At 67.4% G+C, this 15,223-nt stretch carries 9 protein-coding genes; 5 read left to right on the top strand and 4 right to left on the bottom strand.

What is annotated here, in order from left to right; translation table 11 throughout:
• The first annotated feature begins 40 nt into the window (after positions 1 to 40).
• Positions 41 to 907, top strand: a complete 867-nt coding sequence (locus tag ABZ622_RS26195) for an AraC family transcriptional regulator (RefSeq protein WP_360547125.1) — start codon at positions 41 to 43, stop codon at positions 905 to 907.
• Positions 908 to 1,218: 311 nt separating this feature from the next.
• Here ABZ622_RS26195 and ABZ622_RS26190 read toward each other — a convergent pair whose 3' ends face one another.
• The gene (locus tag ABZ622_RS26190) at positions 1,219 to 2,829 is read right to left on the bottom strand and encodes an MFS transporter (RefSeq protein ID WP_360547123.1); all 1,611 of its coding nucleotides are present in this window, start codon (positions 2,827 to 2,829) and stop codon (positions 1,219 to 1,221) included.
• Between the two features lie 710 nt (positions 2,830 to 3,539).
• On the opposite strand from ABZ622_RS26190, the gene acnA reads away from it, so the two are divergent.
• Positions 3,540 to 6,254, top strand: a complete 2,715-nt coding sequence (acnA, locus tag ABZ622_RS26185; RefSeq protein WP_360547121.1) for an aconitate hydratase AcnA — start codon at positions 3,540 to 3,542, stop codon at positions 6,252 to 6,254.
• 81 nt (positions 6,255 to 6,335) lie between these two features.
• On the opposite strand, the gene ABZ622_RS26180 is transcribed toward acnA, so the two are convergent.
• Both ABZ622_RS26180 and ABZ622_RS26175 read right to left on the bottom strand, forming a co-directional pair.
• Positions 6,336 to 6,533, bottom strand: a complete 198-nt coding sequence (locus ABZ622_RS26180) for a DUF397 domain-containing protein (RefSeq protein ID WP_360547119.1) — start codon at positions 6,531 to 6,533, stop codon at positions 6,336 to 6,338.
• Positions 6,530 to 7,360: a helix-turn-helix transcriptional regulator gene (locus ABZ622_RS26175; RefSeq protein ID WP_360547117.1), complete on the bottom strand. Its 831-nt coding sequence runs from the start codon at positions 7,358 to 7,360 to the stop codon at positions 6,530 to 6,532. Before ABZ622_RS26175 ends, ABZ622_RS26180 begins: the two co-directional genes overlap by 4 nt.
• A 204-nt stretch (positions 7,361 to 7,564) precedes the next feature.
• Between ABZ622_RS26175 and ABZ622_RS26170 the strand changes: the two genes are divergently transcribed.
• Positions 7,565 to 8,209 (top strand): histidine phosphatase family protein, encoded by a 645-nt coding sequence (locus ABZ622_RS26170; protein ID WP_360547115.1) that lies wholly within the window; start codon positions 7,565 to 7,567, stop codon positions 8,207 to 8,209.
• Positions 8,210 to 8,316: 107 nt separating this feature from the next.
• Here the strand turns inward: ABZ622_RS26170 and ABZ622_RS26165 are convergent, their stop codons facing one another.
• Complete coding sequence (locus ABZ622_RS26165; RefSeq protein WP_360547113.1) at positions 8,317 to 12,162, bottom strand: GH92 family glycosyl hydrolase; 3,846 nt, start codon at positions 12,160 to 12,162, stop codon at positions 8,317 to 8,319.
• 499 nt (positions 12,163 to 12,661) lie between these two features.
• Between ABZ622_RS26165 and ngcE the strand changes: the two genes are divergently transcribed.
• Positions 12,662 to 14,110 (top strand): N-acetylglucosamine/diacetylchitobiose ABC transporter substrate-binding protein, encoded by a 1,449-nt coding sequence (gene ngcE / locus ABZ622_RS26160; RefSeq protein ID WP_360547111.1) that lies wholly within the window; start codon positions 12,662 to 12,664, stop codon positions 14,108 to 14,110.
• Between the two features lie 50 nt (positions 14,111 to 14,160).
• The gene (locus ABZ622_RS26155; RefSeq protein WP_360547109.1) at positions 14,161 to 15,084 is read left to right on the top strand and encodes a sugar ABC transporter permease; all 924 of its coding nucleotides are present in this window, start codon (positions 14,161 to 14,163) and stop codon (positions 15,082 to 15,084) included.
• Positions 15,085 to 15,223: the final 139 nt, after the last annotated feature.

Genomic DNA, 15,223 nt, shown 5'->3' with positions numbered 1-15,223 from the left:
CTGCCCGGCGCCGTGGTCGCCAGGAGGAGGGAGACCGGGCGTGCTGGAGCGGCTGAACCAGGCCATGGAGCACATCGAGCGCCATCTCGACCAGGCTGTCGAGGTGGCGGAGCTGGCACGCATCGCGGCCACCTCGGAGTACCACCTGCGCCGGATGTTCTCCGCGCTCGCGGGCATGCCGCTGTCGGAGTACATCCGGCGCCGTCGGCTCACCCTCGCCGGCGCCGAAGTGCTCGCGGGGCGTGACACGCTGCTGGAGATCGCGGTGCGTTACGGCTACGGATCCGGCGAGGCGTTCGCGCGGGCGTTCCGTGCCATGCACGGCATCGGACCGGGCGAGGCCCGGCGTACCGGTGCCGCGCTCAGCTCCCAGTCGCGGATGGCCTTCCGCCTCACCGTCGAGGGGAGCAGCAATATGCGATACCGCCTCGTGGACAAGGCGGACTTCACCGTCGTCGGCTTCAAGGCCCGGGTGCCGCTGGTGCATGCGGGGCCGAACCGGGCGATCATGGACTTCGTCCGCGGGATCGACCCGCGGGCCCTGGAGCGCGTGGAGAAACTGTCGGACCAGGAGCCGCACGGCATCGTCGCGGTCTGCGACGGCCTGGACCCCAGCCGTGCCGAGGGCACCGATCTCGACTACCACCACGGCGTAGTCACCTCCGCAGCCGCTCCCGAGGGCACCACCGCGCTGTCCGTCCCGGCCGGCACCTGGGCGGTCTTCACCACCTCCGGGCCCGCGCCGCAGGCCATCCAGGAGCTGTGGCGGGACGTGTTCACCGAGTGGTTCCCGTCGAACCCGTACCGCACCCGCACCGGCCCCGAGATCCTGCGTATCCGCCCGTCGCCGGAGAAGACCGGGGCCGACGCCGAACTGTGGCTCCCGGTGGAGTCCGAGCAGGGCTGAACAGGGCGGCAGGCGCGTCCGCCCCGCGCGCCGGCCACCTCACCCGTCCGAGGACCGCGCTCCGGCCAGCGCGCCAGCCTCCGGTGAGGAGGAAGCCCGTCCACCAGGGGTTGGTGAGAACGCGCGGCCTTCGTCGCGAGAGAACACAAGTGTCCTGTCCCAGCCGATCTGAGCCATCACACTCGGCCTGGCCAGGGGTGCATCAGATTGATCGAGACGTTGGTGCCGGAGTCGTCTCAATCGATCTGAGGCAATGGTGAGAGATCAAGTTGAGCGAGATCGATGACGTCGTGAGGCAGCGGGCGTCCGATTCAGGCCATGGAGGCATTTCCGCCGACTCGCGATTGGGCCTGCTGCGCGTTCTGGTGGCTTTGCGCCCAGCGGACCGCGAGTGGTGCTGCCAGGCCCGTCAGCGCGAACATGGCTCCCACGACATACCACCCGGGGCGGCCCCATGTGATGCAGAGCCAGATGAGCAGTCCGGGCCCGAGGGCCTCGGCCAGTCCGGCGCCGAGGCCGAACACGCCCAGGTACTGACCGGTGGCGTGCGGTGGAGCGAGGGCGAAGGAGACCTCGAATCCGGCGGCGGAGTGCCATAGCTCGCCGACTGTGTGGATCACCACTGCGCCGATGAGCAGCGTTGCGGCAGCCCACGCCGGTATCCCTCCTGACATCGAGATCATCAAGCACGCGATGAGGAAGGCGATTCCTGCTCGGCGGTAGGCGTTTCCACCAGCGGTGGGGGAATCGATGTTGCGGCTGGCCCTGACTTGGAATGCGACGACGATGACGGTTCCGGTGAGCATGGTGCCCGAGATGAGCCAGTGTGGGGCGGTGGTGGCGCCGACGATCCAGAGTGGGATGGCGACGGTGAGCACCTTGAACTGGATGGCCATGATGCCGTCGAGGGTGGTGAGTAGTAGGTAGGGGTGGTCTTGCAGGGCGATCCAGCGAGGGCCGTCGGTTCTGGGGAGGGGCTTGACCGACGGGAGGGAGACCAGGAGCGCCGCGGAGACGACGAAGGCGATCGCATTGCCGATGACCATGAGCTGGTAGGCGGTGACGGTGCCCACTTGCACGACCCATCCTGCTCCCACGGCGCCTAGGGAGATGCCGACGTTGGTGACCGCGCGGAGATAGGCGCGGAACTCCTGCGGTCGGTCCCCTCCATAGTGCCTGATGAGCGGGGAGCGGGCGGCTATTCCGGCTGCCTTCGCCCCGGAGGCTGCGCAGACCACGAGGACGAACGGCCAGAAGCTGTCCGCCAACACGAAGCCGGCTGTGGCCAGAGCCTGGACGATCAGGGTGGTCGCATAGACGCCGCGGGCTCCATGCCTGTCCGCGAGGTGGCCAATGGCGATCCCCAGGGCCAGCGAGATGAATCCCGCGATACCGAGTCCGAGGCCCACCTGGCCGGCAGGCAAGTGGGCAGCCTGGGTGAAGTAGAGGACGCCTGCCGTCAGATAGAGGCCGCTGCCGATGGTGTAGACGAAGTTCGATGCGGCTAAGACGCGTTGCGGTCCGGTATCCGGCAGCAGTTGGGGCACGAATGGCTCCGCATCCAGGTCAGCGGTAAGGACTGGAATAGCTTGTTGCATGTTACTTGCAATAGCAAGAGGCTTGTGGCTCTGTCCGCCCGCCTGGTCGGCCACGGATTTCCCGGAGGGGCAGGTCGGGGCGGTCAGGTGCCGGACGATGGCTTCCTCCGGGCGGAACTCGTAGCGCTCCTTCCAGGTGAGGAAGATCCTCTTCGCGTCGTGGGAGGCGAGGTTGGCCCAGCGCCGCCCGTGGCGCGCGACGAGGTTGCGGCGCTGCCGATGGGCCGGAACGGTGGCGGCTAGTGGGGAGATGTCGACCTGGTCATCCGGGTTTCGGCAGCCGTCACCTATCCAGAGCGTGGCGGAGACAGGCATCGCGGTCATGGGTGTCGGTGTTTGTCACCGTGATGAACTCAGGCAGGCCAGGGTTGGTTGGTGCTCGGTGTAGCCGGAAGCGGTGGCGAGCGGTTCTCGCAACGCCGTGACGGGGTCTGCTTCCGTATGCGGAAGCTGAGAAGCGCTCGGAGTTCCTCGGCGTTCACGTGGTTGGCTGCGGCCAGCCGTGCGAGGAACGAGTTGACTGTTCCGTCCCGCTCGTACCCCCAGGCGACCAGAGCGCACGCATCCCTGGTTCCGGCGAACTTCACCGCGTCGCGCTCGCCGATCCGGTCATCCGGCCCGACCGGCCGCACTCGGAAGTGCGCTGCATCCATCCAAGCCCCCACGACCAAGCACCGACGCGGTACGGCGGCCGCAGGGAAGGCGCGGCAGCGGAGCCTCAGGGGGTGAGGCATGGCGCTACTTGCCCGAGAGAGACTGAGGCGCGGCCACCGATGCCACAAAGGACCGAGGCTGCCCCAGCCCCACTGAGACAGGACACCGGCGCCCCCGCATGACCGTGCGACGGTGATGTACTAGAGTTATCTCGACATCGAGATATATGCCGAAGGCGCACCGCAGTCCGCCAGTCAGTAAGGGTTACCTAACTAAGCCTTACCTTAGCGGATGGTCGAGGAGCCGTAGGCGGCACCACGCGGCGCCCGCCGTAATGAGGCGCGGCGCGGAGTACGCGCACATTGATGAAGGAGACTGTCGTGTCGGCGAACAGCTTCGACGCCCGCAGCACGCTGCGCGTGGGCGACGAGTCGTACGAGATCTTCAAGCTGGACAAGGTCGAGGGCTCCGCGCGCCTCCCCTACAGCCTGAAGGTGCTGCTGGAGAACCTGCTCCGCACCGAGGACGGCGCGAACATCACCGCCGACCACATCCGGGCCCTCGGCGGCTGGGACTCCCAGGCTCAGCCCAGCCAGGAGATCCAGTTCACGCCGGCGCGCGTGATCATGCAGGACTTCACCGGTGTGCCGTGTGTCGTGGACCTCGCCACCATGCGTGAGGCCGTCAAGGAGCTGGGCGGCGACCCGGCCAAGATCAACCCGCTCGCCCCGGCCGAGCTGGTCATCGACCACTCCGTCATCGCCGACAAGTTCGGTACGAAGGAGGCATTCGGCCAGAACGTCGAGCTGGAGTACGGCCGCAACAAGGAGCGCTACCAGTTCCTGCGCTGGGGCCAGACCGCCTTCGACGAGTTCAAGGTCGTCCCCCCGGGCACCGGCATCGTCCACCAGGTAAACATCGAGCACCTGGCCCGTACGGTCATGGTCCGGGGCGGCCAGGCGTACCCCGACACCCTCGTCGGCACCGACTCGCACACCACCATGGTCAACGGCCTCGGCGTGCTGGGCTGGGGCGTCGGCGGCATCGAGGCCGAGGCCGCGATGCTCGGCCAGCCGGTCTCCATGCTCATCCCGCGCGTCGTCGGCTTCAAGCTGACCGGCGAGCTCCCGGCCGGCACCACCGCCACCGACCTGGTGCTGACCATCACCGAGATGCTCCGCAAGCACGGTGTCGTCGGCAAGTTCGTCGAGTTCTACGGTGAGGGCGTCGCCGCCACCTCGCTCGCCAACCGCGCCACCATCGGCAACATGTCGCCGGAGTTCGGCTCCACCGCCGCGATCTTCCCGATCGACGACGAGACGCTGAAGTACCTGCGCCTGACCGGCCGTGACGAGCAGCAGGTCGCGCTCGTCGAGGCGTACGCCAAGGAGCAGGGCCTCTGGCTCGACCCGGCCGCCGAGCCGGACTTCTCCGAGAAGCTGGAGCTGGACCTGTCGACGGTCGTCCCGTCGATCGCCGGCCCGAAGCGCCCGCAGGACCGCATCGTCCTCGCGAACGCCAAGGCGCAGTTCGCCCAGGACGTGCGCAACTACGTCGCGGACGACGAGGAGGCGGGCAAGGAGTCCTTCCCGGCCTCCGACTCCCCGGCCGCGCACAACGGCGTCCCGTCCAACCCGGTCACCGTGACCGCCCCCGACGGCACCACGTACGAGATCGACCACGGCGCCGTCACCGTCGCCGCGATCACCTCCTGCACCAACACCTCGAACCCGTACGTCATGGTCGCCGCCGCGCTCGTGGCGAAGAAGGCGGTCGAGAAGGGCCTGACCCGCAAGCCGTGGGTCAAGACCACCCTCGCCCCGGGCTCGAAGGTCGTCACCGACTACTTCGACAAGGCGGGCCTCACCCCGTACCTCGACAAGGTCGGCTTCAACCTCGTCGGCTACGGTTGCACCACCTGCATCGGCAACTCCGGCCCGCTGCCGGAGGAGGTCTCCAAGGCGGTCAACGAGCACGACCTGGCCGTGACCTCGGTGCTCTCCGGCAACCGCAACTTCGAGGGCCGGATCAACCCCGACGTCAAGATGAACTACCTGGCGTCCCCGCCGCTGGTCGTCGCGTACGCCATCGCCGGTTCGATGAAGGTGGACATCACCAAGGACGCCCTGGGCATCGACCAGGACGGCAAGCCGGTCTACCTCGCGGACATCTGGCCCTCCGAGGCCGAGGTGAACGACGTCGTCGCCAACTCCATCGGCGAGGACATGTTCAACAAGTCCTACCAGGACGTCTTCGCGGGCGACGCCCAGTGGCAGGCGCTGTCGATCCCCACCGGCAACACCTTCGAGTGGGACGCGAAGTCCACCTACGTGCGCAAGCCCCCGTACTTCGAGGGCATGACGATGGAGACGACCCCGGTCGCCGACATCACCGGCGCCCGCGTGCTCGCCAAGCTGGGCGACTCGGTCACCACCGACCACATCTCCCCGGCCGGTGCGATCAAGGCCGACACCCCGGCCGGCAAGTACCTGACGGAGCACGGCGTCGAGCGCCGCGACTTCAACTCGTACGGCTCGCGCCGCGGCAACCACGAGGTCATGATTCGCGGCACCTTCGCGAACATCCGCCTGCGCAACCAGATCGCCCCGGGCACCGAGGGTGGCTTCACCCGCGACTTCACCCAGGCCGATGCTCCCGTGTCGTTCATCTACGACGCCTCGCAGAACTACCAGGCCGCCGGCACCCCGCTGGTCATCCTGGCGGGCAAGGAGTACGGCTCCGGCTCGTCCCGCGACTGGGCCGCCAAGGGCACCGCGCTCCTCGGCGTCAAGGCCGTCATCGCCGAGTCCTACGAGCGCATCCACCGCTCGAACCTCATCGGCATGGGCGTCCTCCCGCTCCAGTTCCCGGAGGGCGCGACCGCCGAGGCCCTCGGCCTCACCGGCGAGGAGACCTTCTCCTTCACCGGCGTCACCGAGCTCAACAACGGCACCACGCCGCGCACGGTCAAGGTGACCACCGACACCGGTGTGGAGTTCGACGCGGTCGTCCGCATCGACACCCCCGGTGAGGCGGACTACTACCGCAACGGCGGCATCATGCAGTACGTGCTCCGCAGCCTGATCCGCAAGTAGTCGCGAGGCAGGCAGCAGAGCCGAAGGGCCGCACTCCGGAATTCCGGGGTGCGGCCCTTCGCGTGTCTTCCGCGCCGATGCCTACTGCTTGATGCGCTGCACGAAGGCCGTCCAACTTGCGGTGCGCAGGGCCAGGACCGGGCTGTCGGCCAGCTTGGTGTCGCGTACGGGGACGAAGCCGGGGACGTTGTCGGCGACCTCGACGCAGCTTCCGCCGGATCCGTTGCTGTAGGACGAGGTCCGCCAGGCGGCACGGCTGAGATCGGGTGTGCTGTTCATCGGTCGTAGTCCTTCGCCGCCGAGGCGATCAGTGCCAGGGACGCCTCCGGCGACAGCGCGACGGCCCTGGCCAGATCGTATGCCGATCGATACTGCTCCACCAGGGCTGCCTCCTCGATGAGTTGACCCGTGTAGGCGCTCTCCGTGTACACAACGGGCGGCGCATCGGCGAACTGCATCAGCGAGGACATGGCGTTGAGAAATGGATGGAAGCCGGCGGAGAAAGGCAGGACCTGCACGATCGCCTGCGGATGAGCCCGAGCCGTCTCGACGAGGTGGGTGAGCTGCTCCCTCATGGTGCGCGGGTCGCCGATCGGAACGCGCAGTGCGGCCTCGTGAATGATTGCCCAGAAGTCCGGCCCGTTTTCGCAGCTGAGAAGTTGAGCACGCTCCATGCGAGCGCTGACCGTCTGTTCCACCTCTTCGTCGGACGCCCGCCGCATCGTGCCTCTGGTCAACGCCGTGGCGTAGGCACGTGTCTGGAGCACACCCGGCACCAGCATCGGCGCGTACTCCTGGATGGACCTGGCCCGCTTCTCCAGTTCCGCCGCATCCGCGAAGAACCCCGCCACCTTCGACTTCCGCGCCAGTCGGCACAGCCGCTGAAGGTGCTCGCCGCTGCCCAGCACTTCGTCGAAGACACGGGACATGTCCTCCTGCGGATTCCGTTCCCCCATCTCGAACAGCCCGATGTACGTGCCCGAGCAGAATGCTCGGTCGCCCAGCTGGGTCTGGGACATCCCGGCGGCCTCCCGCAGGCGGCGTAGTTCGGATCCGTAGAACGAGCGGGCGTCGGCGTACGGGTCGAGATCCTTGGGCAGCGGCATGCGCCGCAATGTAGTGGCACGTGGACGTACCGCACCCGGAAAGCCGGAATGTGTCACCCGTAGGTGGCCCGTGCCGTCCGGACGCACGAGGGCGAGCCACCCTGCCGTCGGCCCGGTGGAATGCGATCGTGGGGCCGCAGGTTCACACAGCGACAGTGGCAGCGCCGACGGCATCGGCATCGGCACGGAAAGAGCGGAAACATCATGGGCGAGCTGATCCTGATCCGGCACGGCGAGACGGAGTGGTCGCGGTCCGGGCAGCACACGAGCCACACCGACCTGCCCCTGACCGCCTTCGGGGAACGGCAGGCCCGAGCCCTGGCGCCGCTGCTCACCGACCGGCGGATCGCGCTCACCCTCGTCAGTCCCGCCGTACGCGCCCGGCGCACCGCCGAGCTCGCCGGGCTGGCCGCGCCCCGCATCACGCCCGAGCTGCGGGAGTGGGACTACGGCGGCTACGAAGGGGTGACCACCGACGAGATCCGCCGGACCCGTCCGGACTGGAACCTCTGGACGGACGGCGTCGCGCCCGGACCCGAGGCGCATCCCGGTGAGACCCCGGCCGAGGTCGGGGCGCGTGCCGACCGGGTGCTGGCGGAAGCGGTGGAGGTGGCGGGGCGGGATGCGGACGAGGACATCGCGCTCGTTGCCCACTCCCACTTCCTGCGGGTGCTCACCGCTCGCTATCTCGGTCTGACCCCGGCCGAGGGGACGCTGTTCCAGCTCGCCACGGGCGCCGTCTCCCGGCTCGGCACCGAGCACGGGAAGCCGGTCATCACAGCGTGGAATGTGACATTGCCGGAGAGCCTGTTCCCCCGGGCAGTGCCGGAGAGTCCGGAGCGGGACTGAACGGGACTGAGCGGGACTGAGCGGGAGCCGTGCCTGCCCGCACGCACCGGCGGCCGGCACCCCGCCTCGGGGTACCGGCCGCCGGCCGTGGTGACGGGGGCGTCGGATCAGGAGAGCAGCTCCAGTTCCGCCAGCGTGCCCTCACCGGCGAACACCAGGCGGTAGTGCGCGTACGAGCCCGGATCGCTCACCGAGAACACCCGCGTCTGCCTGTCCCAGGCGAAGGACTCGGCCGAGCGCTTGTCGAGGTCCTGCCACGTCATGCCGTCCGACGAGCCCTGGAGGACCCAGCCGGACGGGGCGTCGGCCGCCTTGTCCGACGTCAGCGTGTAGCGGACCGCGTCGGTGGCCGAGGGGACCGGCAGGTCCACCGAGGTGACCTTCGCCGAGGTGGCCGACGTGTCGTCGAACAGGGCGCCGTCGCCCTTCAGCACGTCCGCCTGCGGCGACGCCACCTTGTCGTCCGTGGTGATCGAGGTCGGCGCCGCGGCCTTGCCGGTGCCCCACGACGACGGCCTCGGGCCCATGTCGAAGTCCAGCACGCCGCCCTTGGCCAGCAGCTCGTGCGGCAGTGAAGTGGAGGTCCACTTCTTGCCGTTGACCCGCAGGCCCTGCACATAGATGTTCCGCGCGCTGTTCTTCGGTGCCCTGACGACCAGGTCGCGGTCGTTCTCCAGATGGACGGTGGTCTTCTTGAAGAGCGGGGAGCCGATCGCGTACTCGCCGCTGCCCATGACCAGCGGGTAGAAGCCGAGCGAGGAGAAGAGGAACCAGGCCGACTGCTCACCGTTGTCCTCGTCGCCGTGGTAGCCCTGCCCGATGTCGCTGCCCGTGTAGAGCCGGCCCAGGACCTCGCGGACCTTCTCCTGCGTCTTCCAGGGCTGCGAGGCCGCGTCGTACATGTATGTGACATGGTGCGCGACCTGGTTGCTGTGGCCGTACTGCCCCATCCGCACATCACGCGCCTCGGTCATCTCGTGGATGACACCGCCGTACGAGCCGACGAACTCTGGGCCCGCCGTCTCGGGAGTGGAGAAGTACGTGTCGAGCTTCTTGGCCAGGCCGCCCCGGCCGCCGTACAGGTTCGCCAGGCCCCGGCTGTCCTGCGGGGCGGTGAAGGCGTAGCCCCAGCCGTTGGTCTCCGTGTAGTCGTAGCCCCAGACCCGGGGGTCGTACCGGTCCGAGGGGAGCCGCCAGCCACCCTTGGCGTCCTTGCCCTGGAAGAACCCGGCCCTGTCGTCGAAGAGCCGGACGTAGTTGCGGGCGCGGTTGAGGAAGTACTCGGACTCTTCCTTGTAGCGCTGCTTCTTCGTCTTCTTGTAGAGAGCCTCGCCCATCCGCGCGATGCCGTAGTCGTTGAGGTAGCCCTCCAGCGACCAGGACAGGCCCTCGTGGGTGTCGGTGTTCGCGTAACCGGTGAACGGTGACGTCACCATGCCCTTGCGTCCGACACCGGAGGACGGCGGGACCACCGTGGCGTTCTTCAGCGCCGCGTCGTACGCCGCCTCCGCGTCGAACTTCACGCCCTTGACGTAGGCGTCCGCGAACGCGACGTCCGAGGAGGTGCCGGTCATCAGGTCGGAGTAGCCGGGGGAGGACCAGCGGGAGATCCAGCCGCCGTCCTTGTACTGCTGGACGAAGCCGTCCACCATCTCGCCGGCCCGGTCCGGGCTGAGCAGGGAGTACGCGGGCCACGTCGTGCGGTAGGTGTCCCAGAAGCCGTTGTTGACGTACACCTTGCCGTCGACGATCTTCGCCCCGGTGTGCGTCGGAGTGTCGGAGCCGACCTGCGGGGAGAACGGGCTGGCGTACTTGTCCTTGCCGCCGACCTTCTCGAAGCCCGAGTTCGGGTACAGGTACAGCCGGTACAGGCTGGAGTAGAGGGTGGTCAGCTGATCGGCCGTGGCACCCTCGACCTCCACCTTGCCCAGGATGTCGTCCCAGGCCCGCTGCGCCCGGTCCTCGACCCGGCCGAAGGAGCGCGAGGCGGGGATCTCGGCGGCCAGGTTCTGCCTCGCCTGGTCGATGCTGATGAGCGAGGTCGCCAGGCGCAGCCCGACCGTGCGGTCCTTGCCCGCGTCGAAGCGGAGGTAGCCCGTGACATCGTCGCCACCGCCGCCGGACAGCTTGCCGCTCGCGGCGACCGGGGCGTCGAAGACGCCGTACACGAAGAGCCGGGTGGCGCCGGTCGAGCCGCCGCTCTTCACGTCGGAGAAGCCGGTGAAGGAGCTGGTGGCCGGGTCGAGGGTGAGGCCGCCGTCGTTGGAGACGTTGTCGAAGACGATGCTCGCGTCGTCACCGGGGTAGGTGAACCGCATCCGGGCCGCATGGTCGGACGGTGTCATCTCGGCCTTGAGACCGTTGTCGAATGTCACACCGTAGTAGTGCGGCCTCGCCGTCTCGTTCTCGTGGTGGAACGGCAGCGCACGCGCCTTGCGGGAGGCGTCCGGGGTGCCGGCGACCGCCGAGGGCATCAGCTGGAAGGTCTGCCGGTCGCCCATCCAGGGGCTCGGTTCGTGGCTGGCGCTGAAGGCCTGGAGGGTGGGCAGGTTGTCCTCGTTGTTGCCCCGTGCGTAGTCGTACAGCCAGCTCGTCGAGCCGGCGTTGGTGACCGGTGTCCAGAAGTTGAAGCCGTTCGGGACCGCGGTGGCGGGGAAGTTGTTGCCCCGGGAGAAGGCTCCGCTGGAGTTGGTGCCGCGGACCGTCGACGCGTAGTCGGAGAGGTGGGAGCGGCGCTTCTCGGGCGCCTTCGGGGCGATCTCGATGTCGTCGATCCAGCCCTGGAACTTCGCCGTGCCCTTGGGGGAGTCGTACGCCACCAGGATCCGGTCGACGGTCCTGCCCGCCGCGACCGTGCCGATCGTCGACTCGACCTTGTTCCACTGGTTGACGTACAGCCGCTTGGCGTCGGCCTGGCCCTGCGGGGTCAGCAGCCCGCCGTTGCTGTCGGTGGCCCGCAGATCGCTCAGATGCGTGCCGTCCGTGAACGCCAGGTCCACCGAGACATGGGTCGCCGGGTACGAGAGGTCGGTCTCGCCCATCTGGGGATAGACCAGATACGACAGTGAGGTGTCACGGGTGACAGCCGTGTTCACGTCGAAGACCTTGTTGTACGAGTACGCCCGGCCGTCCGCCTTGTGCGTACCGGCGTACCGCAGGGCCCGCTTCCCGGTGAAGCCCGCGCCCGCCTTGGCGGTGGGGGATCCGGAGGGGCCGCGGTCGGCCTGGCTGCGCATCTCGTCCGGGGCCGGGGTGGAGGTGTCGCCGTCGGAGAACTGGACATCGGCGAGCTGGGTGGCGTCCGAGGCGCCGTTGTTCTTCGTGATCCGCAGACGGAAGTGCTGGTATGCGGTGTCAGATGTGAAATCGTACGACTTCGTCTGGAACCGCTCGGTGAACGTCTGGCCGGTCCGGGAGTCGAGGTCCCGCCAGTCCTTGCCGTCGGCGGAGCCCTGGAGGGTCCAGTCCTTCGGGTCGCGCTCGTCGTGGTCATTGGCCGAAGTCAGCGCGTATGTCACGACCTCGACCGGTTCGGCCAGATCGAATTCGACCCAGCCGGTGGGCTCGAAGGCCAGCCATTTGGTGCCGGACTCCCCGTCGATCAGGTTTTCCTTGACCTCTCCGCCGCCGGTGTTCTCACCACTGGCGCGGACGTCTGTCACCTTGTCGGTGACATTGCCCGGTATTCCTGCGGAGAAGCCGCCATCGACACCTGATGACCGCTTCTTTCCGTCCGGACCCTCTTCTACGGTGTTGCGCCAGTCCGGCTGCTTTTCGTCCGCTTCGAAGGACGAGTTGAATGTCCGGTCTCCCGAAGGCGGCCGGCCCTTTTCGTGCGCGCCGGCCGACTGTGCGGCGGCGACGGAGGGGGCGGTCACGACCAGAACGAGTGAAGCCGCGATCAGTGCGGCCGTACGGCTTTGTCTCGTGCGAGAACCATGTCGGGGCTGCATGCCGAGCCATTCCTCCCGAGGAGTGCATCTGGACAACGTTGTCAGAGAGATGCGCAAGGTCCAGTAGGGAGCCAAGTGCCGGGATGTGTCAAGGGTGTTGGGCGGGAAGCGCAAGCCGAATCGACCGGAATGCGGAAATCGTTACACCCGGGCCAAGAGCGTGCGGGGGCCATGTATCCGCGAGGTCTCAACTCGGGAAAGACTGCTGCTCAAACTCGCATTCGATCTTGCTCAGTCGACCGGAAGTGGACTATACCTGTCGGCGTCCGCACAGCTTTTCCGGCGACGCGGACAAGGGGGACACGGGGGAAGGGCCGAGGACAGCACGACGGGTGCATCCGATGTCCGGTCTCCCCGACCCCCCACTGCACATGGCTAGCCTGAAATCAGCACCACCCAAGCGCAACTGACCGCGGTGGCGGGGCCCTTCGCCTGAGGCGAATTTCTACGGGCGACCGGTACACACCGCCTGAGTCCTGGAGAAGGCGAGGACTTGAGCATGGGATCCACCTCCGCCCACAAGAATGAGGGCCTTGGCCGTCGCGATGTGATCAAGCGATCGGCCGCACTCGGCCTGATCAGCGTTCCGGCGATGGGCTTCCTGTCGGCGTGCGCCAGCGGCGACAGCAGCAGCGACAAGAAGGTCGAGAAGGGCAAGGTCACCAAGGCCAACCCGCTCGGCGTCAACGAGACGGCCCCGCTTGAGGTGGTCATCTTCGACGGCGGCTTCGGCCAGCAGTACGCGATCGACGCGGAGAAGAAGTACAACGCGGCGTTCCCGAAGGCCCCCAAGGTCAAGCACGTCGCGACGCAGAAGATCCAGTCGCAGCTTCAGCCCCGCTTCAACGGCGGCACCCCGCCGGACCTGATCGACAACTCCGGCGCCGAGCAGATGGACATGGGTGTCCTGGTCGGCAAGAAGCAGCTGCTCGACCTGACGCCGCTGATGGACGCCCCGTCCATCGACGACCCGAGCAAGAAGGTCCGCGACACGCTGCGCCCCGGTGTCCTGGAGATGGGTCAGTTCGACGGCGACCCGGTCTGGATCATGTACTACGCGTACACCGTGTACGGCGTCTGGTACTCGCAGACCGCGCTGGAGAAGCTCGACGCGGAGTACCCGGAGGACTGGGACGCCATGCTCGCCCTCTGCGCGAAGGCGAAGAAGCAGGGCATCGCGGGCTGGACGTACGCCGGTAAGTACCCGTACTACCTGCCGTTCTCGCTCTACCCGTTCATCGGCAAGATCGGTGGCCGGGAGGTTCTCGACAAGATCGACAACCTGGAGCCGAACGCCTGGAAGGACCCCGCGGTCAAGGCGGCGTTCGAGGCGTACTACGAGCTGTACAAGAAGGGGTACATCCTCAAGGGCACCCCCGGTCTGACCCACATCCAGTCGCAGACCGAGTGGACCAAGGGCAAGGCGCTCTTCCTCCCGAACGGTTCGTGGGTGGAGAACGAGGCCGCGCCCACCACGCCCAAGGACTTCAAGATGATGGTCGCGGCGCCGTCCAGCCTGGACTCGTCCGACAAGATGCCGTTCGGCACCATCTGGGCCTCCGGCGGCGAGCCCTTCGTCGTCCCGGCCAACGCGAAGAACCCCCAGGGCGGCATGGAGCAGCTGCGCATCATGCTCTCCGAGGAGTCCTCGAAGAACTTCACCAAGCAGGTCAAGTCGCTCAGCGCCTTCAACGGCGGCACCGACGGTCTGACCCTGTCGAGCGCCATGCAGTCCGGCGTCGACTCGCTGAAGAAGGCCGGCGACAACGTGGTGAACCCGCGTCTGCAGGACTGGTACGTGAAGCTCCAGAAGGAGCAGATCGGTGTCGCCGGCATCGGCGAGATGATGGCCGGCCGCGCGACCCCGGCGGAAGCCATCAAGAAGATCCAGGCCTTCGCGGACGCGGCGGCCAAGGACCAGTCCATCAAGCACTACAAGCACCAGTGAGCAACCGTCACCAGCGGCGGCACCCGCGGAAAGATCGGGGTCGGTAAACGATGCAGCATGGCAAGTACCGTTTCATCGTGGGATTCTTGGTACTCCCACTCGCGTTGTACGCGGTCTTCGTCATTTGGCCGTTCATCCAGTCCATCTACTACTCGTTCACGGACTGGACCGGCCTGAGCCCGGACTTCAAGATGGTCGGGTTCAGCAACTACACGAGGATGCTGAAGGACGACATCTTCTGGAAGTCGTTGCAGCACAGCGTGTTGCTTGTGCTGCTGCTGCCGCTGGTGACGCTGGGCCTGGCGCTCTTCTTCGCCTTCATGCTCAATGTCGGGGGCCGGCGGCGCAAGAACGCCGCGGTCTCCGGCGTGCGCGGCTCAAGTTTCTACAAGATCGCCTATTTCTTCCCGCAGGTGCTCTCGATCGTCATCGTGGCCCTGCTCTTCCAGTTCGCGTTCAATCCCACCAGCGGGATGCTGAATTCGACACTGAAGACGATCGGTCTGGGCTCCATCCAGCCGGACTGGCTGGGCGACCCGAGCCTCGCGCTGGTCTGCGTCATGTCGGTGCTGATCTGGTCGACGGTCGGATTCTTCGTCGTGCTCTTCTCGGCCGGAATGGCGTCCATTCCGAAGGACTTCTACGAGGCGGCGCTCCTCGACGGCGCCAACCGCTTCACCACGTTCTTCAAGATCACCCTGCCGCTGCTCTGGGACACGGTGCAGTCGGGCTGGGTCTACATGGGGATCCTGGCCCTGGGCGTCGAGGCGTTCACCGCCGTGCAGGTCATGACCGTGGGCCCCGGTGGCCCCGACTACTCGACCACCGTCCTGCCGCTGTACGTGTACCAGACGGCCTTCCGTGACGGGCAGGCCGGCTACGCGACGACGATCGGTGTCGGACTGCTCATCGTCACCATGGCCTTCGCCGCCATCGTGATGCGACTGGGCCGGCGCGATCGGCTGGAGTTCTGATGCTGCGATTCCCGGGAGACCTTCCCCGGACCCCCAGCAGGCACCACAGGTCGGCCTCCGTGTCCGGCTCGACAGTACGAGGTGAGTACACGTGAAGACGACTGACACCGCTCCCGCCGCCCCGGCCTCGGACCCGGCC

This window comes from Streptomyces sp. NPDC007164, from assembly GCF_040634135.1.
Taxonomy (GTDB): Bacteria; Actinomycetota; Actinomycetes; order Streptomycetales; family Streptomycetaceae; genus Streptomyces; species Streptomyces sanglieri.
Note: the sequence above shows the minus strand (reverse complement) of the source record. Positions and strands in the feature narration are given on the sequence as shown.

Bases quoted from the DNA above. Each gene is read 5' to 3' on its own strand.
- ABZ622_RS26190 (WP_360547123.1), bottom strand. From the start codon at position 2,829: ATGACCGCGATGCCTGTCTCCGCCACGCTCTGGATAGGTGACGGCTGC.
- ABZ622_RS26180 (WP_360547119.1), bottom strand. From the start codon at position 6,533: ATGAACAGCACACCCGATCTCAGCCGTGCCGCCTGGCGGACCTCGTCC.
- ABZ622_RS26175 (WP_360547117.1), bottom strand. From the start codon at position 7,360: ATGCCGCTGCCCAAGGATCTCGACCCGTACGCCGACGCCCGCTCGTTC.
- ABZ622_RS26170 (WP_360547115.1), top strand. From the start codon at position 7,565: ATGGGCGAGCTGATCCTGATCCGGCACGGCGAGACGGAGTGGTCGCGG.
- ABZ622_RS26165 (WP_360547113.1), bottom strand. From the start codon at position 12,162: ATGCAGCCCCGACATGGTTCTCGCACGAGACAAAGCCGTACGGCCGCA.
- ngcE (WP_360547111.1), top strand. From the start codon at position 12,662: ATGGGATCCACCTCCGCCCACAAGAATGAGGGCCTTGGCCGTCGCGAT.
- ABZ622_RS26155 (WP_360547109.1), top strand. From the start codon at position 14,161: ATGCAGCATGGCAAGTACCGTTTCATCGTGGGATTCTTGGTACTCCCA.